Annotated in this window: 15 protein-coding genes and 1 pseudogene; 9 read left to right on the top strand and 7 right to left on the bottom strand. The window is 64.7% G+C overall.

The window, feature by feature from the left end:
* The first annotated feature begins 24 nt into the window (after positions 1-24).
* Positions 25-1,014 carry a zinc-dependent alcohol dehydrogenase family protein gene (locus G8O24_RS02295; RefSeq protein ID WP_188096066.1) on the top strand — a complete coding sequence of 330 codons (990 nt, stop codon included), beginning with the start codon at positions 25-27 and terminating at the stop codon, positions 1,012-1,014.
* Positions 1,015-1,087: 73 nt separating this feature from the next.
* On the opposite strand, the gene G8O24_RS02290 is transcribed toward G8O24_RS02295, so the two are convergent.
* Genes G8O24_RS02290 through G8O24_RS02275 form a run of 4 tightly spaced genes read right to left on the bottom strand, consistent with a single transcriptional unit; the run spans position 1,088 to position 5,100 of the window.
* Positions 1,088-2,419, bottom strand: a complete 1,332-nt coding sequence (locus G8O24_RS02290; RefSeq protein WP_188096064.1) for an ABC transporter substrate-binding protein — start codon at positions 2,417-2,419, stop codon at positions 1,088-1,090.
* Between the two features lie 11 nt (positions 2,420-2,430).
* Positions 2,431-3,300: a carbohydrate ABC transporter permease gene (locus G8O24_RS02285; protein WP_188096062.1), complete on the bottom strand. Its 870-nt coding sequence runs from the start codon at positions 3,298-3,300 to the stop codon at positions 2,431-2,433.
* Positions 3,297-4,247: a carbohydrate ABC transporter permease gene (locus tag G8O24_RS02280; protein ID WP_188096060.1), complete on the bottom strand. Its 951-nt coding sequence runs from the start codon at positions 4,245-4,247 to the stop codon at positions 3,297-3,299. The genes G8O24_RS02285 and G8O24_RS02280 overlap by 4 nt, the downstream gene beginning before the upstream one ends.
* Position 4,248: 1 nt before the next feature.
* Complete coding sequence (locus G8O24_RS02275; RefSeq protein ID WP_188096058.1) at positions 4,249-5,100, bottom strand: phosphodiesterase; 852 nt, start codon at positions 5,098-5,100, stop codon at positions 4,249-4,251.
* A 282-nt stretch (positions 5,101-5,382) separates the two neighbouring features.
* On the opposite strand from G8O24_RS02275, the pseudogene G8O24_RS02270 reads away from it, so the two are divergent.
* Positions 5,383-5,922, top strand: a pseudogene (locus G8O24_RS02270) (REP-associated tyrosine transposase).
* Between the two features lie 101 nt (positions 5,923-6,023).
* On the opposite strand, the gene G8O24_RS02265 reads toward G8O24_RS02270, so the two are convergent.
* A complete protein-coding gene (locus tag G8O24_RS02265; protein WP_188096057.1) occupies positions 6,024-7,496 on the bottom strand; it encodes a protein adenylyltransferase SelO in 1,473 nt (490 codons plus the stop codon).
* Positions 7,497-7,690: 194 nt separating this feature from the next.
* Between G8O24_RS02265 and aspS the strand changes: the two genes are divergently transcribed.
* A complete protein-coding gene (aspS, locus tag G8O24_RS02260; protein WP_188096180.1) occupies positions 7,691-9,463 on the top strand; it encodes an aspartate--tRNA ligase in 1,773 nt (590 codons plus the stop codon).
* Positions 9,464-9,636: 173 nt separating this feature from the next.
* Here aspS and G8O24_RS02255 read toward each other — a convergent pair whose 3' ends face one another.
* On the bottom strand, positions 9,637-11,607 hold the full coding sequence (locus G8O24_RS02255; RefSeq protein WP_188096055.1) for an aq_1923 C-terminal domain: 1,971 nt from the start codon (positions 11,605-11,607) through the stop codon (positions 9,637-9,639).
* A gap of 246 nt (positions 11,608-11,853) precedes the next feature.
* Between G8O24_RS02255 and G8O24_RS02250 the strand changes: the two genes are divergently transcribed.
* On the top strand, positions 11,854-14,163 hold the full coding sequence (locus G8O24_RS02250; protein WP_188096053.1) for an NADP-dependent malic enzyme: 2,310 nt from the start codon (positions 11,854-11,856) through the stop codon (positions 14,161-14,163).
* Positions 14,164-14,440: 277 nt separating this feature from the next.
* A complete protein-coding gene (locus G8O24_RS02245) occupies positions 14,441-14,893 on the top strand; it encodes a DoxX family protein (RefSeq protein ID WP_188096051.1) in 453 nt (150 codons plus the stop codon).
* 68 nt (positions 14,894-14,961) lie between these two features.
* Here the strand turns inward: G8O24_RS02245 and G8O24_RS02240 are convergent, their stop codons facing one another.
* Positions 14,962-18,006, bottom strand: a complete 3,045-nt coding sequence (locus G8O24_RS02240) for an autotransporter domain-containing protein (RefSeq protein ID WP_188096049.1) — start codon at positions 18,004-18,006, stop codon at positions 14,962-14,964.
* 392 nt (positions 18,007-18,398) lie between these two features.
* On the opposite strand from G8O24_RS02240, the gene G8O24_RS02235 reads away from it, so the two are divergent.
* From G8O24_RS02235 to G8O24_RS02220, 4 genes are all read left to right on the top strand, one after another.
* Positions 18,399-18,875, top strand: coding sequence for a DoxX family protein (locus G8O24_RS02235; protein WP_368736590.1), 477 nt, complete (start codon positions 18,399-18,401; stop codon positions 18,873-18,875).
* Positions 18,876-18,956: 81 nt separating this feature from the next.
* Positions 18,957-20,093, top strand: a complete 1,137-nt coding sequence (locus G8O24_RS02230) for a helix-turn-helix transcriptional regulator (RefSeq protein ID WP_188096047.1) — start codon at positions 18,957-18,959, stop codon at positions 20,091-20,093.
* A gap of 157 nt (positions 20,094-20,250) precedes the next feature.
* The gene (locus G8O24_RS02225; RefSeq protein ID WP_188096045.1) at positions 20,251-21,033 is read left to right on the top strand and encodes an outer membrane protein; all 783 of its coding nucleotides are present in this window, start codon (positions 20,251-20,253) and stop codon (positions 21,031-21,033) included.
* A 273-nt stretch (positions 21,034-21,306) separates the two neighbouring features.
* Positions 21,307-24,630, top strand: coding sequence for an autotransporter family protein (locus G8O24_RS02220; protein ID WP_188096043.1), 3,324 nt, complete (start codon positions 21,307-21,309; stop codon positions 24,628-24,630).
* Positions 24,631-24,673 lie beyond the last annotated feature (43 nt).

Raw genomic sequence — 24,673 nt, 5'->3', positions numbered from 1 at the left:
ATTCAACTGTTTTGGAGTGGATCCATGGCCCGGATCTTTCGTTTTCATCAGCATGGCGGTCCCGAAGTGTTGCGCATCGAGACCGTCGACGTCGCGCCGCCGGCGCGCGGCGAGGTGCAGATCCGCGCGAGGGCGCTCGGCCTCAATCGTGCGGATGCGCTGCTGCGCAGGGGCACCTATATCGAGACCGCGACGTTTCCGTCGGGCCTTGGGCTGGAGGCGGCGGGTATCGTCGAAGCCGTCGGCGAAGGCGTGGCCGGGTTTGCGCCGGGCGACGCCGTCAGCATCGTCCCGCCGCGCTCGATGGTGCGATCGCCGGCCCATGCCGAGCTTGCGACGTTTCCAGTCGACCTCATCGTCAAGCATCCGCGCGAGCTTAGTTTCGAGGCGGCGGCGGCCGTGTGGATGCAATATCTGACGGCGTATGGCGCACTGGTGGACATCGCCGGGCTGGGGCGCGGCGACGTCGTCGCCATCACGGCCGCATCGAGCAGCGTCGGGCTCGCGGCCATTCAGATCGCGAACCGGATCGGCGCAATCCCTGTCGCGCTGACGCGGACCTCGGCCAAGCGGCACGCCTTGCACGAGGCCGGCGCCGCGCATGTCATCGCCTCAGCCGAAGAGGACATCCGATTGCGGCTGGAGGAGATTGCCGGTGCAAACGGCGTTCGCATGGTGCTCGACGCGGTTGGCGGTCCGGCGTTCGAGCCGTTGACCGCGGCCATGGCGCCGGGCGGCATCCTGCTCGAATATGGCGGGCTCAGCCCCGAGCCGACGCCGTTTCCACTGTTCAACGTGCTGACCAAGAGCCTGGTCTTGCGCGGCTACCTCGTGCACGAGATCACCGGCGATGCCGCTCGCCTGGCACGGGCCAAGGCCTTCATCCTCGACGGGCTGGCGGACGGCTCGTTGAAGCCGATCATCGCCCGAACCTTTCGGTTCGAAGACATCGTCGAGGCGCATCGGTTCCTGGAATCCAACGAACAGTTCGGCAAGATCGTCGTGACGATCTGAATGGGTGCGCCCGAAAACGCGTTCGGCGCCCCGTAGGGCGGGGCGCCGAAGTTCGTGTGCCGGTGCAGTCGCCTTACGGCAGCTTCAGCGAGGTCTCGGCGTTGTACGGCTTCAGCGTCTCGTCGGCGGCTTTCTGGGCGGCGGCGAGGGCTTCCTTCGGCTGCTTCTTGCCGTTGAGGACCAGCATCACCTCGTCCTCCAGGTTCTTGCGCACGGGCACGGTCTTGTAGGTCGCGAACCAGGGCTTGGCGACGTCGAGCTGCTCGACGGCGGTCTTGGCGTCCGGGTTCTTGTTGAGGAAATCGACCATGTCAGGCGTCTTGTAGGCGGCCATGTTGGGCGCGAAATAGCCGGTGGCGCGGCTCCACCAGGCGCTCTTCTCGGGCGAGGTCATCCACTTGATCAGCGTCCATGCGGCCTTCTGCTTGTCGGCCTCGACGCCCGAGGGAATGATCAGCGAGGCGCCGCCGATCGGCACGGCGTTGCGGACGTTGCGCGGGATGAAGGCGACCTTGTAGTTGAACTTGGCGTTGTCGCGCACGTAAGTCAGCGAGCCCGTCGACAGCATCATCATCGCGGCATTGCCTGAGATGAAGGAGGTGCTGACGGCAGGGCCGGGCGTTGCGCCGGGCGGGTGGACCTTGTGCTTGCTCACGAGGTCGTTCCACCAGGTCAGCGCGCCGAGCATCGAGGGCGTATCGTAGTAGACCTCGCCGCCGAACTCCTCGTTGTAGTAGCGCCCGCCATTGCTCATGGTGAGCGTTTCCATCATCCAGCCGCAATAGTCATAGGCGCAGGGGATCGCGATGCCCCATTGCGTCACCTTGTCGCCCTCGCGCTTGGTGAGCTTCTTGGCCCAGTCGGTGAGCTCGGCCCAGGTCTGCGGCGGCTTCTCCGGATCGAGGCCGGCTTCCTTGGCCTTGTCGGCGTTGATGTAGAGCAGCGGCGTCGAATTGTGGAAGGGCACGCCATAGACCGAGCGGTTGATCACCGCGTTGCCTTGCAGCGCGGGGAAGAACTGGCCCAAGAACTTTTCCTTGGTGCTGCCGTCGGCGGCGATCAGGGAGTCGAGATTGGTCAGCTCGTTCTCGATCTGCATGTCGAGCAGGAAGTTCGCCGACATGATCACGGCTGAAGGCGGCTTGCCGGCCTTGATCGAGGCGCGTGTCTTGATCAGCGTGTCGTCATAGGAGCCGGTGTAGACCGCGGTCGCCTTGATATCGGGATGACCCTCGTTGAACTCCTTGATCAAGGTGCCCATGTCGCGGGCGAGCTTGCCGTCGACGGGGACCGGGAAAAACAAATCGATCTCGGTCGGGCCTTCGGCCATCGCCGGGACGGCGAGGGCACTTGCCATGGAGCCTGCCATGGCGAGGCCCAGCATGAGCCTGCGGGAGAACAGCATCGGAAAATCTCCTATTTGATGCCTGAGGTGACGAAAGAGCTGATGAAGCGCTTCTGGAAGATCAGGAAGGTGATGAGGAGCGGCGCGATCACCATCAGCGTGCCGGCGGCGATCGTGCCCCATGCCTGCGTGCCTTCGGCCGTCTTGGTAAAGACCGAGAGCCCGACCGTGAGCGGCCGCTTGTCCGGCGAGTTGATCACCATCAGCGGCCACAGGAAGTCGTTCCAGTGGCTGGTGACCGAGATGATCGCAAACGCCGAGAAGCTCGGCAGCGACAGCGGCACGTAGATGTGGCGGATGCGCTGGATCAGGCTGGCGCCGTCGATCAGCGCGGCGTCCTCGAGCTCGGTCGGAATCGCCTCGAACGCCTGGCGCATCAGGAAGGTGCCGAAGGCGGAAGCGAAGAACGGCATCATGACGCCGGCGAGCGTGTCGTAGAGGCCGAGCTGCACCACCAGGCTCAAATTCGGCACGATCAGCAGCACCGGCACCAGCATCAGCTGCATCAGGAACAGATAGAAGATCGGCGTCTTGCCGGCGAAGTCGAGCCGCGCGAAGGCAAAGCCCGCCAGCGTGATGGTGACGAACTGCACCAGGAGGATGCCGGTGCAGATGATCGTGGTGTTGAGGACGTAGCGCGGGAAATCGCCGATCTCCCAGGCATCCCTGACATTGTCGAGCGTCGGCTTCAGGCTCGGCATCAGCTCGGCCATCAGATTGATGCCGTCGGAGGACGGGCGCAGCGTCGCGACGCCCATCCACAGGAACGGGATCAGCCAGGCGAGCGCGAGCACGACCGTGAGCAGGAAGCCGAGCTTCGGCGTGATCTCGTTGCGCGTGGCGAGCGGGGCGTCCTTGTAGAGGGCGTCGATCAGCTTCATGGCCCGCCCTCGCGCTTGGCCATGGTGCGGAACGACAGTGCGGTGAGGGCCATCAGGGCGGCGAGCGTCAGAAGCGTCGCGGCCGAGGCCTTGCCGACGTCGAAATGCTCGACCGCCTGCTGATAGATGTAGAACAGCACGAGGTTGGTTGCGTTGGACGGGCCACCCTGGGTCAGGACGAAGACGTGGTCGACCTGCGTCACCGCGTTGAGGGTGGCGATCACGGTGACGAACAGGAAGGTGGGCTTGAGCTCCGGCAGGATGATGTAGCGCAGCCGCATGAAGGGGCCGGCACCATCGAGATGCGCGGCTTCCATGACGTCTTCAGGGACGGCCTGGAGGCCCGCCAGGAAGAACAGCATGTAGTAGCCCGCATTCTTCCAGATCGTGATGATCATGATCGCGGTGAGCGCGACGTCGGGGTCGCCAAGCCAGTTCGGCAGCACCGGCAGCAGGCGGCCGATGTAGTGGTCGAGCAGGCCGACATTGGGCAGGAAGATGAAGAGGAACAGCGCGGAGGCCGCCACCATCGGGATCAGCACCGGCAGGAACAGCGCCGCCCGCAGCGCACTGGTGACGGCGTTGGTGCGCGCCAGCGCCAGCGCGAACAACAGCGCAAGGCCGATGCTCGGGATCGCGGTGCCCAGTGCATAGATGAGGTTGTTGACGACAGCGCCGGTGAAGGCGGGGTCGGTCAGCACGGCACTGATATTGTCGAGCCCGACGAAGCGGAGCGGCGCCTTTGGCGTCGCGCGCTGGTAGAGTGCGTCGATGAGCACGCGGCTCATCGCGCCATAGGTGAACAGCGCCAGGAAGATCAGCGAGGGCAGCAGCAGCAGGTAGGCCGGCAGCGAGGCCTTGAAGCGGCTCGTGAACCGCTTCAGGACATTGAGACGCGGTGCCGCCGACGTCGCGACCGGGAGAGCCGCGGGTTCGGCAAGGCTCATGTCACCGCGCCGGGAAGTTGAGCGCATAGTCGCGACCGTCCACTCCGGCAGGGGGCTCGAACGGGAAGCGCAGACTGGTGTCGAGGAAGTCGTGGCTGTGCACGACGAGGTTCTGATCGTCGATCAGCACCACGCCATAGGCCGGCGGCTCGTGGCTGGCGAGATGGTCCGCGGCGTTGGCGTCGAGTTCGAACCAGACCTGATGATTGGTGCCGCGCAGCGTCGAGAACGGAATCTTGCCATAGCTGCCGAAGATCGGCCGGTGCACATGGCCGAAGAAGAGATGGCGGATCCGCGACCGATAGGGCGCGATCACCTCGGCGAACTCCGCGCTCTGCTTCAGCGCGATGTCGTCCATCGCGCGGACCCCGACCGGGAAGGGCGGATGGTGCATGAACACGACGAACGGCTGGTCGGCGGGCGCGGCCGCCAGCGTCTTCGCCAGCCAGTCGAAGCGCCTGGCGCACATCTCGCCGGCGTGGCTGGTCTCGTCCAGCGTGTCCAGGAACACGAACAGGCCGTGCTCGGTGGTGCGGGTGCCCTGCACGAAGCCATTGGGATCGCGCGGCGCGGCCTTGAGGCCGTCGAGGCAGGCGACACGCTTGTCGTGATTGCCGACCATGGCGACGTAAGGCATTTTCAGCGCCGCCATCGCCTCGGCGAAATTGGCGTAGGACTCGGGTTCGCCCCAATGGGTGAGGTCGCCGGTCACGACCGCAAACGCGGCATCCGACTGGTGCCTGTTGATGTCGGCGACCGCCGCGTCCAGCCGCGCGCGCGGGTCGAGGCCATAGAGTGTCAAGCCGGGGTTCGCGAGATGCGTGTCGGTGATGTGGATGAACTTGAAGGGCATGGTGCGCTTTGTCGGGGCTGCTGGAGGATGGGCGCCCCCGGCAGGACGGCCCTGGCAGGGCGTTAGAGCGCGTATGTTTCAGTTTGATGACAGCGGTTCCCGTTTCCACAACACGCGCTGCGTAGGGTGGATTAGCGAAGCGTAATCCACCTCTTTGCTTCCCGCGCGCGTCGGAGACGTGGTGGATTGCGCCTTCGGCTCATCCACCCTACGTACCCGGCTTGTCGCCATCAGCGATGCACGGCACTTTCAATCAACTCAAAATTGCGATATCCGTCGCGCATGTCCGACTATCGCCGCGCATTCGTTCCCGGAGGATGCTGGTTCTTCACGGTGAACCTGCTCGATCGGTGGAAGGCTCTCTTGACCGACCGGATCGACATTCTGCGGGACGCCGTCGCTGCAACGCGCAAGAGACATCCTTTCGAGATTGATGCTTTCGTGGTCCTTCCGGATCATCTGCACGCCATCTAGAAGTTACCGCCTGGCGACGCGGATTTTTCGCTCCGTTGGCGATTGATCAAGACACGTTTCGCGAAAGCGCTCCCGGCAAATGAACGGCTGAGCGCCGTTCGGCGCGCCAGGAATGAGCGCGGCATCTGGCAACGCCGGTTCTGGGAGCATCTGATCCGTGATGAGGCCGATTACGCGCGCCACGTTGAATATTGCTATTACAATCCCGTCAAACACGGGCTTGTTTCGAAGGTGAGCGACTGGCCTTATTCATCATTTCATCGCGACGTCCGCGCGGGGTTGTTTCCGGAAGATTGGGGTGGCGACACGAAGGTCGCAGGCGAATTCGGAGAACAGGCAGGCCCGTAGGGTGGATTAGCGAAGCGTAATCCACCTCTTTGCTTTCCGCGCGCGTCGGAGAATTGGTGGATTACGCCTTCGGCTAATCCACCCTACGCACCGAGCTTGCCTCACGTCCCGCAAAACGTCTGCAACACCCGCTGATCCGGCAGCGGCGGATCGGCGTAGGCCGCGTAGGCCGGTTGATCCTCATACGGCTTCGCCAGCACCTTTACCAGTTCCTCGAACGGCGCGTAATTGTCGTCGTTCACCGCGGCCTGGATCACGGCCTCGACGCGGTGGTTGCGCGGGATGAACATTGGGTTGACGGCGTGCATCGCGGCTTGCCGCTCAATCGCAGTCTGCGGCTCCAGCGCGATGCGTGCGCGCCAGCGGCCGGCCCATTCGTCGAAGGCTGCGGGCTCCATGAACTGCGCGCGGACATCGGCGCCGTCATCGACGGCGGCGTCGCCGAGCTTGCGGAAGGTGAGGGTGAAGTCGGCCTGGTCCTTGGCCATGGCGTCGAGCAGGTCCTGGATCAGCGCCTCGTCGCCGTCGCGCTCGGTGAACAGGCCGACCTTCTTGCGCAGGCCGGCCTGATAGGCGGCGCTGAACGTCTCGCCGAAAGCGCCGAGAATGTCCTGCGCTTCCGCGACCGCCTTCTCCTGGTCGTCGGAGAACAGCGGCAGCAGGCATTCGGCGAGGCGCGTCAGATTCCACAAGGCAATGCGCGGCTGGTTGGCATAGGCGTAGCGGCCCATCTCGTCGATCGACGAAAACACCTGCGAGGGGTTGTAGGCATCCATGAAGGCGCAGGGGCCGTAATCGATGGTCTCGCCAGAAATGGACGAGTTGTCGGTGTTCATCACGCCATGGATGAAGCCGACCAAGAGCCAGCGCGCGATCAGCTCGGCCTGGCGCGCGACGACGGCGGCGAGCAGGGCGTGATAGGGCCGCTCGGCCTGCAGCAGATCCTGATAGTGCCGGCTGATGACATGATCGGCGAGCCGGCGCAGCGCCTCGGTGTCGCGGCGCACGGCGAAGAACTGGAAGGTGCCGACGCGGATATGGCTCGAGGCGACGCGCGTCAGCACCGCGCCGGGCAGCGCGGTCTCACGGATGACGTGCTCGCCGGTGACGACGGCGGCGAGCGAGCGCGTGGTCGGAATGCCGAGCGCGAACATGGCTTCGCTGACGATGTATTCGCGCAAGACCGGCCCCAGCGCAGCGCGGCCGTCGCCGCGGCGGGAGAACGGGGTCGGGCCTGAGCCCTTGAGCTGGATATCGCGGCGAACGCCGTCGCGATCGATGACCTCGCCGAGCAGGATGGCGCGGCCGTCGCCGAGCTGGGGCACGAAATGGCCGAACTGGTGGCCGGCATAGGCCATGGCGATGGGATCGGCGCCCGATGGAACCGTCTTGCCGGCCAGGATCTCGGCGCCCTCAGGGGTCTCCAGGAGATCAGGATCGAGCCCGAGCTGGACCGCCAGCGGCCGGTTCAGCTTGATCAGCCGGGGAGCCGAGACAGGGGTCGGCGCGACGCGGGCGAAGAAGCTGTCCGGCAGCGCCGAATAGGAGTTCTGGAACGGGAAATGGACGGTCATGGAGGTAAAGATAGGCGGGGAACGCGGGATGGCAAAGGCCGGGAGCCCAATCGGCTAAAAATGGGCGCTTTCGGCCCAAAACAGCCCGTTCCCTTGGTTGCCGCACCCGGTCTCGTCGGGTAAACCCTGCCGCAACGTCGGACCGGCCCTTGGCCGTCCGATTCGTATCCTCCGACATTGATTTTGGGACGACCATGCATCGCTACCGGTCACATACATGCGGCGCGCTCCGCGAGAGCAACATCGGCGAGACCATCCGCCTCTCGGGCTGGGTCCATCGCGTTCGCGACCATGGCGGCGTGCTGTTCATCGATTTGCGCGACCATTACGGCCTGACCCAGTGCGTGGTCGACCCGGACTCGCCGGCGTTCTCGCTGGCCGAAAAGCTGCGCTCGGAATTCGTGGTCAAGATGGACGGCAAGGTCCGCCGCCGCCCCGAGGGCACCGACAATGACGATCTGCCGACCGGCAAGGTCGAGGTCTATGTCAGTGAGATCGAGGTGCTGGGCCCCGCCGGCGATTTGCCGCTGCCCGTGTTCGGCGACCAGGAATACCCTGAAGATATCCGCCTGAAGTACCGCTTCCTCGATTTGCGTCGCGAAAAACTGCACCAGAACATCATGACGCGCGTCGAGATCATCAAGTCGATGCGCCGGCGCATGGAAGGGCAGGGCTTCTTCGAGTTCAACACGCCGATCCTGACCGCGTCCTCGCCGGAAGGCGCGCGCGACTTCCTGGTGCCCTCGCGCATCCATCCCGGCAAGTTCTACGCGCTGCCGCAGGCGCCGCAGCAGTACAAGCAGCTCTTGATGATGTCGGGCTTCGACCGCTACTTCCAGATCGCGCCCTGTTTCCGCGACGAGGACCCGCGCGCCGACCGTCTGCCCGGCGAGTTCTACCAGCTCGACGTCGAGATGAGCTTTGTCACGCAGGAAGACGTCTTCGCGGCGATGGAGCCTGTGATCACGGGCGTGTTCGAGGAATTTGCCAAGGGCAAGCCTGTCAGCAAGAACTGGCGCCGCATCCCGTTCGCCGAGGCGCTGCGCAAATACGGCAGCGACAAGCCGGATCTGCGGAACCCGATCGAGATGCAGGATGTCTCCGAGCATTTCCGAGGGTCAGGCTTCAAGGTGTTCGCGCGCATGCTCGAGGATCCCAAGAACCAGGTCTGGGCCATTCCCGCGCCGGGCGGCGGCAGCCGCGCGTTCTGCGACCGCATGAATTCGTGGGCGCAAGGCGAGGGGCAGCCTGGCCTCGGCTACATCATGTGGCGTGAGGGCGGCGAGGGCGCAGGGCCCCTTGCGAACAACATCGGGCCGGAGCGCACCGCCGCGATCCGCGCGCAGATCGGTACCAAGGAAGGCGATGCCGCCTTCTTCGTTGCCGGCGATCCCGACAAGTTCTGGAAGTTCTCAGGCCTTGCCCGCAACAAGGTCGGCGAGGAGTTGAACCTCACCGACAAGGAGCGGTTTGAGCTCGCCTGGATCGTCGACTTCCCGATGTACGAGTACAACGAGGAGGACAAGAAGGTCGACTTCTCGCACAACCCGTTCTCGATGCCGCAAGGCGGCCTCGACGCGCTGAAGGGCCAGGACCCGCTGACCATCAAGGCGTTCCAGTACGACATCTGCTGCAACGGCTACGAGATCGCCTCCGGCGGCATCCGCAACCACGTGCCGGAAGCCATGGTGAAGGCGTTCGAGATTGCCGGCTACGGCGAGCAGGAAGTGGTCGATCGCTTCGGCGGCATGTACCGCGCCTTCCAGTACGGCGCCCCGCCGCATGGCGGTATGGCCGCGGGCGTCGACCGCATCGTGATGCTGCTCTGTGGCACCACGAATCTGCGCGAGATCTCGCTGTTCCCGATGAACCAGCAGGCCATGGACCTCTTGATGGGCGCGCCGTCGGAAGCCACCACGAAACAGCTCCGCGAGCTGCATATTCGGGTGAACCTGCCGCAGAAGTGAAGCGGCTCTTGCTTCGCCCCTCTCCGCGGTCGCTAAAGGCGGATGCGGAGGAGGCTGCCTCCACATCGTCATTGCGAGCGTAGCGAAGCAATCCAGATTCTCTCCGCGGTCTGGATTGCTTCGTCGCAAGAGCTCCTCGCAATGACGGGGAGAGAGCTTGCTCTCTCTCTCTCCTACAGCCCCGTCGATGCTTCGATCCTGAACTGCGCCAGCGCGCTCTGCGGGTCGGTCTGCAGAAGCTGCATCAGTTGCATCAGCGGCGCCTTGGCGCGGGGCGTCAGCTTGACGAGAAGCGTCTGACCCGGCGTTTCGAGAAAGCTTGCGATGGCGTCCACGGCGGCGCCCGCGTCCGGATTGGCGGCGGCGATCTCCTCCCGGTGCGCCCTGACGCTGTCGGCGAGCGCCTGACGTGCGGCGTCGCGGCTCACATTCTTGCCGCGTGCATATTGTGCTGCGGCGGCCTCGACGCCACCCTGGTCGCGCAGTGAGAACGCCAGCGAGCCCGCCTCGATCCTGACAGCCTGGCCCATGAACTGGGCGGGATCGGCCGAAAACGCCTCGCGCGGCACGTTGCCGAGCGTGATGGCCAATTGCGCTCTTGCGATCCCTCCGATGTCGAGGGTCGCCGGCGTCAGGGCGAAGCTGTTGGACTGCTCGGTCCACGCGGCGCCAAGATCAAGGTCGATCGCGAGCTTGTCGATGCCGGCTGCAATCAGCGCAAGCTGCTTCGGATCGGATGGATCAGTCGGGGTGACGAACTTCGCCACGACATGCGCTTTGCTCGGGATCGCGCCGATCAGTTGCCCCCAGTCCAGGCTCACCGTGTCGATCGTGACCAGCTTCCTGGTGTTTTTGAAGGGCGCTGTCACGCCCTTGATCTCGGCGCCTGCGAGCACGCCGAACAAGGCGAGCATCTGGTCCGGCACGGGCGGCCGCCCGGCGTTCTTGCTGAGGTCGGCTGCCCAGCGCAACAGGTTCGGCGCGCTGAAGGACTTCAGCGCGAAGCGCTCCATCCTGAACTGACCTTGCGGCGACGGCGTGTCGACGCCTTCGACCGCGATTTCCCCGTCCTTGTACCTGATCAGATTGACGCTGCCCGTTCCTTGCGGGGTCGCGATCGAGGTCTTGCCGACCTCGATCTTGCCGACGCGCAGGCCTTCATAGAAGTCGGCCAATTTCTCCAGCATCGCGCGCGCCTGAGCCGGCGTCGGCGGCGCCGACTGGTCCTTGGGCAGCATGGCAAGCATCTCGGACATCCGGAATTTCGACGGCTGCACGGCGATATCCTCGACCGAGAGGCCGTCGATCTGGAAGCGAGCGTCACCCGATGTCACCGTGTAGGTTCCGGCCGAAACCCGCTTGTACAGCTGACGGATGCTGTCATCATTCGTCTTTTCAGGATCGAGCGCGGCGAGCATGCCGCTCGCATCGAAATCGCTCATCGCCAGGTTCGACAGTTCTCCCGTCATCTGGCCGGGCTGCGCCACCTTGAACGTAAAGGTGAGCCGGTCCGCCTTGGTCGCTTCGACCTTGCCCTGCCTGAGGTTCTTCATCGCCAGGCCCGAATAGGTGAGATCGCCGCCTTCGGGGCTGGCGGTATCGGCCTTGGTGACGACGGTGACGGCGATGCTGGGCACCTCGACCGAGGACGCCGAGACGCTGCTGAACTGCTCGAGACCGAACCGGTAGAGATCGGTAATGGCGTTCGAGGCCGGCAAGGCTCGCGCCCTGATCGTCCCGGCGTAATCCTTTATCGTGGCCTGGGCGATCTTGTAGTCGGACTTCACCGGTGACGGACCGACGGTGCTGTCGATGGCAAACGCGATGCCCGAGATCTCGATGGTATCGGCGGAGAACTGCCCTTCGTCGCCCTGGCTCAGGCCGCTCGCCTTGACGCCGGCAATCTTGATATGCGTCTGCGACTGCGGACTGGGATCGACGGCAATGTCCTTGATCGTGAGCGTGCGGCTCGGCAGATCGAACCCGATCTTGCCGTGGCTCGCCTGGCCGCCCTGCTTGCGGATCTGCTCGAACGCCGCCTCGATCTCGGCGGTGGCGCGATGCCTGGCGTAGAGGTTGAAGCCGAACCAGCCGCCGACGGCGAGCAGGGCAGCCACGATCAGGCCAATCAGGATCCGCTTCATTCCCAGCTCCAGTTGCTCGTTGTGCGCTGCGCAACTTGCCATATTAGGGAAACGTCGCGAGGTCCAGGGAAAGCTAACGCTGTCAGATATTTGAAGGTGAGCTTTGTTGATGGGGGCACAATCGGATGTTGCCACCGGGCCTTCGGCCGTGCTTCATCCGGTTTCCACGACCCGGAAATACCATTCACTTGGATGGGCGCTCCGGATGATGCATTTTGAGGCCGGTAACGCGAGGCAAGAGACCGCATGTCGTCCTATTCCGATGATCTCCACCAGGCGGCGCTGGCCTATCACCGACTGCCGCGCCCCGGAAAGCTCGAGATCCAGGCGAGCAAGCCGCTCGCCAACCAGCGCGACCTCGCGCTTGCCTATTCTCCGGGCGTTGCGGCCGCCTGCACCGAGATTGCCAAGAACCCGGCGGAAGCGGCAACCCTGACCACCCGCGCCAATCTGGTCGCCGTGGTCTCCAACGGCACCGCGGTGCTCGGCCTCGGCAATATCGGCCCGCTGGCTTCCAAGCCTGTCATGGAAGGCAAGGCCGTCCTGTTCAAGAAGTTCGCCGGCATCGACGTGTTCGACATCGAGATCGCCGCCGACACCATCGAGCGGGTGGTCGAGACGGTGGCGGCGCTGGAGCCGACTTTCGGCGGCATCAATCTCGAGGACATCCGCGGACCGGAGTGCTTCGAGATCGAGGCACAGCTGAAGGAGCGTATGAAGATCCCGGTCTTCCATGACGACCAGCACGGCACCGCCATCATCGTCGCCGCCGCCATCACCAATGGTCTGCGCCTGAACGGCAAGAAGCTCTCGGAGGTCAAGATCGTGGCATCGGGGGCAGGGGCGGCGGCGATCGCGACGCTGAACCTCTTGGTGTCGATGGGCGCGCAGCGTAAGAACATCTGGGTCTGCGACATCGACGGCCTCGTGCATGAGGGCCGCAACACCACGATGGATCGCTGGAAGGCGGTCTACGCGCAGAAGACCGACAAGCGCACGCTCGCCGACGTCATCGGCGGCGCCGATATCTTCATCGGCCTGTCGGCACCGGGCGTGCTCAAGCCCGAGATGGCCAAGGCGATGGGCGAGAAGCCGCTCATCATGGCGCTCGCCAATCCGACGCCCGAGATCATGCCGGAAGAAGCGCGAAAAGTGCGCCCCGATGCCATGATCTGCACCGGGCGATCGGACTATCCGAACCAGGTCAACAACGTCCTCTGCTTCCCCTTCATCTTCCGCGGCGCGCTCGATGTCGGCGCCAGCGCCATCAATGAGGAGATGAAGCATGCCGCCGTCGAGGCCATCGCGCAGCTCGCGCGCGAGGCGCCGTCGGATGCGGTCGCGCAGGGCTTTGACACCGGCGAGACCCAGGGCTTTGGCCCGGGCTCGCTGATCCCGAGCCCGTTCGATCCGCGCCTGATCCTGCGCATCGCGCCGGCCGTGGCCAAGGCTGCGATGGAATCCGGCGTCGCAACGCGTCCGATCACCAATTTCGACGAATACACCGCGCTGCTCGAGCGCTTCGCCTTCCGCTCCGGCCTCGTCATGAAGCCGATGTTCGCCAAGGCCAAGACCCAGCCGGTGCGCGTGATCTACGCCGAGGGCGAGGACGAGCGCGTGCTGCGCGCCACGCAGGTGGTGCTGGAGGAGAATTTGGCCCGCCCGATCCTGGTCGGACGTCCGTCGGTGGTGGAGGCGCGCATCAAGCGCTTCGGCCTCTCGATCCGCGCCGGCAAGGACTTTGACCTCGTCAATCCCGAGGACGATCCGCGTTACCGGTCCTATGTGCAATCCTATGTCGAGGTCGCCGGCCGCCGCGGTGTGACGCCGGACGCGGCGCGCACGGTGGTGCGCACCAACAACACGGTCATCGCCGCGCTCGCGGTCACGCGCGGGGAGGCGGATGCCATGCTCTGCGGCGTCGAGGGCCGCTACATGAGCCATCTGCGCCATGTCCGCGAGATCGTCGGCTTCTCGCCCGGCATCAGCGATTATGCCGCGCTGGCGCTGCTGATCACCAGCAAGGGCGCCTTCTTCATCGCCGACACGCAGGTGCGGCCCAATCCGAGCGCTGAGGAGCTTGCCGAGATCGCCTCGCTCGCCGCGGTCCACGTCCAGCGCTTCAACATCAAGCCGAAGATCGCCTTCGTCTCGCACTCGGATTTCGGCAGCTACGACACTGAATCCTCGCGCAAGATGCGGCGCGCGACCCAGCTCCTGAAGGAGAAGCATCCGGAGATCGAGGCCGACGGCGAGATGCAGGGCGACACCGCGCTCTCGGCCGCCGCGCGAAAGATGGTGCTGCCGCACTCCAAGCTGGAGGGCGAGGCCAACATCATGATCATGCCGAGCCTGGACACCGCCAACGTCGCCTATCAGATGATCAAGTCGCTGGCAGATGCGCTCCCCGTCGGCCCGATCCTGATCGGTCCGGCGCGACCCGCGCACATCCTCACCCCCTCAGTGACCGCGCGCGGCATCCTGAACATGACGGCGGTCGCGGTGGTCGAAGCGCAGGAGCGCGCCGCGCGGCAGCAGCCGACGTTGTTCACGTAACGGGCGGTCCTACTTTCCCTCTCCCTTTGTGGGAGAGGGTGGCTCGCCGCAAAGCGGCGAGCCGGGTGAGGGGTTCTCTCCGCGGACACTCTCTGACAGTGAGTCGCGGAGAGAACCCCTCATCCGGCGCTTCGCGCCACCTTCTCCCACAAGGGGAGAAGGAGTCCGCCCACGCGGCCAGTTGAATAACTCCTACTTTTCCATTTCCCCGTTTGAAAACCACACGCGGACTCTTCATAATCCTCCGGCGAGTTTGCGTTTTGCCAAGAGGCCGACCATGCCAGCGTTCGTGACTTTCGGGCGAATCCTGTTCGCCGTGCTGTTCATCTACACGGGCGCCACCAAGTTCTTCCCGCTCCAGGCGACGGCCGATCTCATCGCCGGCAAGATCGTGGTGCCCGATGTGATCGCACCCTATGCCAAGCAGGTCGAGACGGCGACCGCGATGACCACGCCGCAATTGCTGGCGATCGCGCTCGGCGGGCTCGAGATTCTCGCGGGGCTCATGATCGCGCTGAATTTCGGCGCGCGATTCTTCGCGATGCTGATGGTGATCTACATCGCGGTCTCGACCGTGCTGTTCGCCGATTTCTGGAATCAGGCGGCACCCGAAAATGCGGCGGTGGTGGTCGACGCGCTGAAGAACCTTTCGATCATCGGCGCGCTGTTCATGATCATGGGTTATGGCCGCGAGACCCGTCCGGCCGAGGCCGCCTACGGCGACGTGTAGCGATGTGACAAATCTATGACGCTGTGCCCGGCGGAGCGGACCTCGTGTGGCGGGCGTGCCGGGCGTGCTCACCATTGATAGCGCAGCATGCCCTTTCCTGCGTAGGACCGCGTGACGTTGGAAAACTCGCCTTCGAACGTGGCGGCGGCGGACCAGCCGTTGCGCCAGCTCATCTCGGCGGAAGCGGTGGTCAGCGCCGACTCGGAGGCCAGTGCCGCGCCTGAGACCACGAAGCTCGCCCCCGGCAGAGCCTGGAATGTCGCCGCGATCGAACGGTTCGGATTGAAGTCGTGGGCCCAGGCGAGGCGGCCGCGCAGGGTCAGCGTGCCATCCGGCAGCGCGAAGGATCTGTCGCTGCGCAGGCCAAGCTCGCTGCGCGTATCCGTCACGCTCTTGGCGGCATAGCTCAGCGCGAAGCTCGATCCGCCGGCCAGCACCTGCTCGGCATAGGCCGGCAGCGCCAGCGCCGTCACCTGCGCGGCCGCATAGGGCGTGATGCCGATGCCGCCCCATGGCGAGACGAAGCGATAGCCGCCTTCGAGGCGCGCGCTTCCCGCATTGGCGTCGAACTGTGCCCGCAGCCGATCGGCGCCTGCGATGGTCACGGTGCGATCGGTGGTGATGTTTTGCCAGCCATAAGCGAGCGCGGCTGTGAGATAGGCCGGGCCGCTGGCGTGGCGCAGATAGGCCGCGGCCTGGAACAGGTCCGAGCGGCCCGAGCCGAGGCCGCTGACGCTGAAATTGGTGCCGCCGCCGGCAAGTGCGAAGCCTGCCAGGGTCTGCGGCGCGAGCCGGTAGTCGGCGCCGACCGCTGTGCCGTAGATGCTGCTGGTGGTGTTGTTGGAGCCGACGATGGTGTTGCCCGCGGTTGATTGCGAGCCGCCGAAGCCTGCGGCCCACACGTTCCAGCGCGATTCGAATGCCGGTGCTGGCGGCGCCTTGCCGAACATCGCGAACGCATGACCCGGCGGATGCGCGGCGGCCGTATCCGCAAAGCCGAGCACGGTACTGCCCGTGCCGGGTCCGCTGTCGCGAGTGGGATCGGTGAGCAGGCCCATGAACTGACCCATGGCGTTGAACGTCGTCTGCTGCGGCGAGGTGCCGAGTTCGCCGGAGGCCTGGGTGAGGGCGGCGGGCGTCAACGCACCATAGACCATCGGAATGGTGCCGTTGGTGTTGAAGTAGGAGATCAGGGCGTCGCCGACCGCCTGCTGGTTGCGGTTGAGCCCGCCGGGGATACCGAAGGCGAGCCCGAGATTGAGATAGGCATCGTTCGCATCATAGCTCAGGCTGGTCGAGAAATTCGCCGGCAGATTGGTATTCACCACTCTGCCGAAGCTGCCGGAGACGCCACCGCTTGCGGTGAGGATGGTGTAGGTCTTGCTGACATAGCTGCCGTTGGCGAACATCGCATTGACGGTGGCGCCACCGAGCGCGGCGCTGCCGGTCACCGTGGTGAAGGATGCCGTGGTGGGATTGAGCTGGACCAGATAGATCGCCCCCGACTGCAAGGCGAGATTGCCTGCGATCGACAGCGAGCTGCCGGGGGTGCCGTTGCCGGGCGCGAGCGCGCCGCCAGTGGCGATCGAGACCAGCAGCGGATCGACCAGGCCGGTCCCGGTCAGCGTACCACCGGCGTTCACCGTCACCGCCGAGGTGCCGGTGATCGCGCCCACGACGTCGAGCACGCCGCCGTTCACGGTCGTCGCGCCGGTGTAGCTGTTGGTGCCGAGCAGCGTCGTGGTGCCCGACAAGGTCGTCAGCCCCGCGCTGCCGCCGATGCCGCTGAGCGTGCCGCCGGTCGATGCGATCGCGGCATTGAGCCAGCCGTTCTGGATGGTGCCGCCATTGAGCGCCACCAGGCTCTGGGTCTGCGTCGTGCCGCCGAGATCGAGCGTGCCGCCGCTATTGATGGTGGTGACGCCCGCGACATCGCCCAGCGTGCCGGCGCCGCTGAGCGCCAGCGTGCCGCCGTTCACGAACGTGCCGCCGGTATAGGTGTTGGCGCCGGTCAGGGTTAGCGTGCCGAGCCCTGTTTTTGTCAGCGATCCCGTGTTGATGATCTGTCCAGAGAGCGTCCCGTTGAAGCCGTTGGTATCGAAGGTGCCGCCGCCCGCGAGCAGCGACACCGTTCGTGCGCTGTTGAATGCGCCCGTGAACCGCAATGTGCCGCCGTTGAAATTGATATAGGAGCCGAAGCCGAGCGGCGTCAGGGCCGCATCATTCGGGACCGAGAGCGCGCCGCCGCTCGCCACCAGCACGTTTGGCCCGATGAAGCCGGTGCCGAAGTTGCCGTAGGACGTGAGCGCGCCCGGGAGCGAGACGGTCTGGACGACGGTGTTGGTCGCGGTATCCAGGACATACACCCCGGTGCCCGCAGTGACATAGGCCCGCGTGCCATCAGGCGTGAGGGTCACGCCGAGGCTGGTCTCGGGCAGAGATATCGTCGTCATGACGCTATTGCTGACCGTGTTGATCACCACGAGATTGTTGCCCTCAGTGGTCACATAGAGCCGCGAGCCGTCCCGGCTAAGCGCGACGCTGAGAGGAGCTTTGCCGCTGAGCGAAATCGTCGCCGTCACTGTCTGCGACGCCGCGTTGATGACGGAAACGGAGCCGGTCTGATTGGCGACATAGATCAGGGCGCCGTCGGGCGAGACGGTGACCCCATAGGAGCTACCCCCGAGCCCCACCGTGCCGAGCACCGCCCGGGAGTTTGCGTCGATGATCGAGACATTGTTGCTCGTCTGGTTGACGACGTAGACTCGCGTTCCATCCGGCGAGATGGCGACACCGGTTGGCGCTGCACCGACCGCGATCGGGCTTCCGACGACCGTGTTGGTCGTGGTGGAAATCACCGAGACCGAATTGCTGTTTGCATTGGTTACATACAGCGTTTTTCCATCCGGGCTGAGCGCCAAGGCCACAGGGGTCGTGCCGACAGCAATCGTGGTCGTCACGGTCCGGCTGGCAACATCGATGACCGAGACATCATTGTCGAACCAACTGATGATATAGGCATAGCGGCCGTCCGGAGAGAACACCGCATTTTGTGGCGCGGCTCCAACGGTAAGGCTCGATCCGATCTGCGCATTGCTCAGCGTGTCGAACATGATCGCCACGCCAGGGGTCGCATTGATGCTCGTGGAAAGGCCGTAATTGTCGATTCCCGCCCGGCCCGGCGAGGTCGCCCCGAGGATCGATGGGACGATCAGCGCGGCTGTCGTCAGGAGGCGCGTTCGAAGACGCGGTCCAAAATGCCTAAATTCATTATGTGACGTCCCGCCGAGCGAAGCCCGTTCGGCGTCGTCCAATCCCCTCCGCAACAGCACCCGGCACCCCATTTCCCTAGACCAGCCCCTGATCCGGCCCGCAGTCGTAACGCGAATCTCACGATGCCGAGCGAACAAGCGAGACGGGACCTAGCAGGGCTGTAGGGAGAACACTGTGCCGAGCGTCTCACGGGCGAAAAAAACCGAGGTGTCACTGAGGAGCAAGCGACCTCATTCGGATTACCGTTTACCGCAGCGGCTCGGCGCGCAGAGCTGCGCGACACGGATCGCGTCCGTTTGCAGATGAGCGCCGTGAGCAATTCGCGGTTGGCGCGATCGATCTCGGCCCCGGCGCTGGTGGCACTGCCGACGGCCTCGGCGATGTGATCGCGTCCTCTGCCAAGCAGGTCGAGACGGCGACCGCGATGACCACGCCGCAATTGCTGGTGATCGCGCTCGGCGGGCTCGAGATTCTCGCAGGGCTCATGATCGCGCTGAATTTCGGCGCGCGCTTCTTCGCGATGCTGATGGCGATCTACGTCGCGGTCTCGACCGTGCTGTTCTCCGATTTTTGGAATCAGGCGGCACCCGAGAATGCGGCGGTGGTGGTCGACGCGCTGAAGAACCTTTCGATCATCGGCGCACTGTTCATGATCATGGGCTATGGCCGCGAGACCCGTCCGGCCGAGGCCGCCTACGGCGACGTCTAGGACAGGCTGAACGACTCGCGTCTGTGTCTTCCGAGCCACAGCTGAAACCGGGAAAGGATGGTACATGGGTCCTGCCAACTCATGTCGTCCGATGCCGAACAACTCTCTGACCTGATCGCCGCGATCTACGACACCGCGTTCGATCACGCGCGCTGGCCGGAGGCGCTGGAGCGGACAGCGTTGTTCATGGGTGCAACGGGCGCGACCTTTGTGGCCCATGACGCGGCACGCAAGGAAGGCAATCCCGTCTACACCTATGGCGGCGATGCCGCGCTCAACGAGCGCTATTTCGCCGAGACCGTGAAATTCAATCCGGCGCTGGTGCCGATCAGCCTGTATCGCGAGCCCGGCGAGGTGTTTCATCTCACCGAGCTCGTGCCGATCGACGAAGTGCGGCGCTCGCGCCTGTTCAAGGATTGGATGGAGCCGTCCGACTGGGGCGATTTCACCCATACGTTGGTGGAAAAGTCCGGCACGCGCTTTTCCACGTTCGGCGTCGCCCATCCGCTGAGCCGGTCGCCGGCCACGGAAGCCGTGAAGGATCGCTTGCGGCTGCTGGTGCCGCATGTGCTGCGTGCCGCGCAGATCTCCAACACGATGCAGCTGCAGCGGATCGAGGTCGACGGCATGACCGCCGCGCTCGATGCGCTCGGCGCCAGTGTCTTTCTTGTTCGCGCCGAGGGCGACTACGTCTATGCCAATCCGAGCGGGCTGAAATTTCTCGCCGAGGCGGGGCTGCTTGCCGAGGTCGACGGCAAGCTGCGCCCGACCGCTGCCGACGCGGCGAGACTATTGCGCGATACGGTGCAGGCCTCCGCGACGGACCTCGCGCTGGCCAGTCAGCCGGTCGCCATTCCGCTCGGTGACCATGCCGGCGATGCCTGGGTCGCCCATGTGGTGTCGCTGCGGCAGGGCTCGCGCCGCCACGCCGGCCGTCGCTACGACGCGGTGGCTGCGATCTTCATTCACCGCGCCGAAGTGCGCCGGCCGACGCTGGTGCAGGTGATCACGGCGCAGTTCAAATTGACGGCCGCCGAGGCGCGCGTGCTGTTTGCGATCCTTGCCGCCGAAGGCGTCGCGGAGACTGCCGGTGTGCTCGGAATCTCCGAGGAGACCGTGAAGACGCATCTGAAGCGGATCTATGCCAAGACCGGCGCCAGCGGTCAGGCCGAGCTGTTCAAGCTGCTGCTGGCCTATGCCAACCCGATGGTGGGTTGACGGACATCCGGCGTCTGTGTCCGGGTCGCAACATAAGTTTCCAAACGCTTCTTTCATCCCTCGCGCGGGGGACGACCGGATGCCGCAGCCTGGCTAAGCCTCTCCCATTGCAAGCAGGCGATCTGCCCGACAGCGGGTCGCGTTTGGGGGAATGATGATGAAGCGAATTGGTCTGATCGCCGCCGGCGTTGCGGTTTTCGGTTTTGCCGGCGGTGCGCAGGCGGCCGATCTGGCGGCGAAGGTCTACACGAAAGCGCCGGCACCGATCGCGGCCATCTACGATTGGAGCGGCTTCTATCTCGGCCTCAACGGCGGCGGCGGTTGGAGTCGCAAATGCTGGACCAACACCAGCACGCTGGGCGCCCCGACCGTCCCGGGCTTTAACGAGGGATGCCACGACGCCACCGGCGGCCTGGTCGGCGGTCAGGTCGGCTATCGCTGGCAGTCGGCCAACTGGGTGTTCGGGCTGGAGGGGCAGGGTGACTGGGCCAACCTCAAGGGATCCAATGCGAGCCTCGCCTCGGCCCCGATCTTCAACTTCCCGGCCATCAACCAGAGCAGGATCGATGGCATCGGACTGATCACCGGCCAGGTCGGCTATGCCTGGAACAGCGTGCTCTGGTACGCGAAGGGCGGCGCCGCCGTGGTGCACGACACCTATACGGGCGTCCTCGCCGCGACCTCCGCTTCCTTCGATCGCGGCAGCGAAACGCGCTGGGGCGGTGCCATCGGCACCGGGCTGGACTTCGGATTTGCGCCGAACTGGTCGGTCGGCGTCGAGTACGATCATCTCTTCCTCGGCCGTCGCGACGTGACGTTGACGTCCCTGCTGCCGCCGGCCGGCGGACCGTCCCGCACCGACAGCATCAAGCAGGACGTCGACATGGTCACGGTGCGGCTGAATTACCGGTTCGGCGGGCCCGTGGTGGCGAAGTACTGAAGCCGTCCGAACGCCACCACATTCAAGCTTCGACGGCACTGTGCCTGACACGACGGCCCTCGATCACCGCTGTTGGCGTGATTGTCCGCGCCAGCGGTGGCGATCGGAGACGCCTACGCGCTACGACGACGCTTTTGCGTGCGTTTGGACGATTTTCATCCTTCGCGCGGTGACGACCGATCGTCGAACCGCAGCTGGCATTTACGTGGATTTCGCGGCAGCAGACTGTGCGGCCGATCGTTTGTTGGGCTCGAATATTTGTTTGGAGGCGTTATGGCGACGCGGCTGAGTGTTGCTCTCCTGTTGGCAGGTTTCGTTTCAGTGAGCGAGGCGGAAGCCCAATCCATCGACATCCCGCTGCAGTACGAAGTGAGCTCGAACGGAGTACAGCTCTTCATCTATGTCGGCGTTGGCAGCAACGGCGCGCAGAAATATCTGTTCGATACCGGCTCGAACTCCTTCAATCTGGAAGCGACCTCGGCGACGCTCGGATCGCAACTGTCGAGCCTGTCGCAACAGGCCAACCTGCCGACCGGTCTGCACTACTCCTATTCGAGCGGGCTCGATCTCTCTGGCAATCAGGTCGGCGTCCCGTCGCTGACGTTCTACTCGCCCGGCAATCAGGCCGTCGGCACGATCGCAGCGTCGGGCTCGGGCGGAATTCTGGTCGATGCGCTCTACGCTTACAAGAATGGTTCGGCAGGACCGACCACGACCTTCTCGTCTCCGACCCTTCTGCCCGGGTTCAATGGCTATGGTGTCTTCGGCGCGGGCTATTTCACCAGTTCGACCGGAGCTGGAGCCAACAACGCCGTTTCGACTTATGCTTCGCCGCTGGGGCAGGCAGTCGTGCCCGGCACGACAGGAGGATATGTCGTGGCGGCAAACGGGCAGTCGCTTCGTTCGCTCGACTCCCAGAATCTGCTGAATACGGCCAATTACGGCAACGGACCCCAAGCCAATCAATCCATCACCTCGTGCAGCCCATGCGTCATGCTTGGCCTTACTCCGGCGCTTCTTGCGCAGTTCCCGGCGGCGAGCCGCTTGCCATGGAATTCGTCGAGCACCCCGTTTCCCAACTCGAACTATTCCGCCACGACGCAATATGGAATCAATCTGGATCTTGCGGTGGTGTCGCCGACTGGGGTGACGACGACGTACAGCAACGTCGCCACGCAATTCGACAGCGGCAAGCCGATCAACATCATCTACGACGCCGGTCTCAACCAGCACTCGCGCGCGCTTCCCGGCGGATCGACCCTCATCATTTCGCCCGCGGGATCGAACAATGCAGCCGCGGAAACGCAGACCACGGTGCCTGTCAATTCGACGCCGCAACCCTATACGCTCTCGCTCAGCAATCGCAGCGACACCAACCCTCAACGGCCACAACAGGGGCAAGGCATCGGCGTCTCGTTCTATCTCGAAAACTCGGTGCTCTACGATCTGTCCGGACGGGCGGTGGCCTACACGTCGAACTTCGTCACGGACCAAAATCTGACGACGATGACCGCTCATCCGCTTGTTATCGACGCCGCCTCTCCGCCACTCGGCCTTGCCGGCGTCATTGCGGGTGATGGCGGGGTGACGATCGGCCGCGGCGGCGCGGCTACGCTCAGCAATGCGAATACCTATCACGGGGCGACCAGCATCGATGGCGGCTCCCTCGCGCTTGTCGGCCCTGGAACGATCGCCAATTCGAGCGGCGTTGGGATCGTGAACTATGGCGTGCTGGACATCTCCGGAGCAGGGGCGCCTGCCGTCGCGCTGCAATCGCTGTCGGGCGATGCGACTGCGCAGGTCGTCCTCGGGGATCGGATGCTCGCAGTTCTCAATGGCAGCGGATCGTTCTCGGGTGTCATTTCGGGCGTCGGCGGCGGCGTGACCCTGGCCGGCGGGTTCTTGGGATTGACCGGCACCAATACCTATACGGGTGCGACGAACGTCCTGTCCGGCATCCTTCAAATCGATGGGTCGATCGGCTCATCGGTGCTGACGAGTGTGGCGCCGGGTGCGAGCCTTGCCGGCTCAGGCACGGTGGGCAATCTGCTTGTTTTCTCGCAAGGCACATTCGCGCCTGGTTCTGCTGCGGGCGGTTCGATGTCCGTGTCGGGCAACCTGACGCTGGAGGACGCGGCCCGTTACCTGGTCCGCATCTCTTCGGCGGGCGCGAGTTTCACGACCGTCAACGGAACGGCTTCACTCGGCGGTGACGTTCAGGTGCTTGCGACGGGCGGCGTCAAGTTTGGGCGGATGACTATTCTTTCGTCGGCCGGATTGAATGGAACGACCTTCAACTCCCTGTCGATCGGGCCGGCCGGTATCAGCGGTGCTCTGTCCTATACGTCAACCGCGGTTCAACTCGCGCTGACATCGAGTCTCGGTCAGTTGCCGGGCGCAGGCAGCAACCAGAAGTCAGTGGGTTTGCTGCTCGATAATGTCTTCAACTCCGCCGGCACGACGGGAGCGTTGGGCGCCATCTTCTCGGGCAATGTTCTCGTCAATCTCCAGCAGGCCACGGGAGAGACGGCTGCGGGATCGCAGCAGGTCACATTCAATGCGATGAACCAATTCGTCGGTCTGCTGACCGGACCGGATGGCGGCGGCCCCGCGCCGGGGACGGGCGTTCCGGCCTATGCGGAGGAAGCCATGACCATTGCCGATGCAGCGACGGATCGCATGCGCCTCGATGCCGAGCGGAATGCCTATGCGATGTTCGGCAAGGCGCCGCTGCGCAAGGCCTATGAGCCGCGCTGGAGCGTGTGGGCCTCCGGGTTCGGCGGCTCGCAATCGACCGACGGCAATGCTTCCGTCGGTTCCAGCAGTGCCACCAGCCGCATCTTCGGAACCGCTGTGGGTGCCGACTATCTGCTCTCGCCGCGGACGATCGCAGGCTTTGCGCTTGCCGGCGGCGGGACCAGCTTCAGCGTCGGCGGGCTCGGCTCGGGCCGCTCCGATCTGTTCCAGGCCGGTGCCTATGTCAGGCACAACAGCGGCCCTGCCTATGTGTCGGGGGCGCTCGCTTATGGCTGGCAGGATGTCACAACGGATCGCACGGTGACGATCGCCGGATCGGATCGCCTGCGGGCCGAATTCAAGGCCAATGCATGGAGCGGACGGATCGAGGGTGGCTATCGTTTCGTGTTGCCGTGGACTGGCGGCATCGGCCTCACGCCTTATGCGGCGGGCCAGTTCACCACGTTCGATCTGCCTGCCTATGCCGAGCAAATTGTGGCGGGCACGGGCGCGTTCGCGCTGGCCTACGGCGCAAGGAGCGTCACCGACACGCGTAGCGAGCTCGGTGTGCGCACCGACAAGTCGCTAGCGATGTCAGATGGTGTTTTGGCGCTGCGCGGACGCATGGCCTGGGCGCACGATGTCAATCCGGACCGGACCGTCGCCGCGACCTTCCAGTCGCTGCCGGGCGCCAGCTTCGTCGTCAACGGCGCGGCGCAGGCGCCGGACGCGGCGCTTGCGACCGTGTCGGCGGAGATGCGCTGGCTGAACGGGTGGTCGGCGGGCGCGAGCTTCGAGAGCGAGCTCTCGCAAGTCACGCGTTCTTACGCCGGCAAAGGCGTCGTCCGATATGCCTGGTAATCCCGGAGCATGGCGTGCGGTATCAAATTGCCGGTACTGTGCA

The organism is Bradyrhizobium campsiandrae (assembly GCF_014529705.1).
Classification (GTDB): Bacteria; Pseudomonadota; Alphaproteobacteria; order Rhizobiales; family Xanthobacteraceae; genus Bradyrhizobium; species Bradyrhizobium campsiandrae.
The sequence above is the reverse complement of the archived record's forward strand: the minus strand, read 5'-3'. Positions and strand labels throughout refer to the sequence as shown.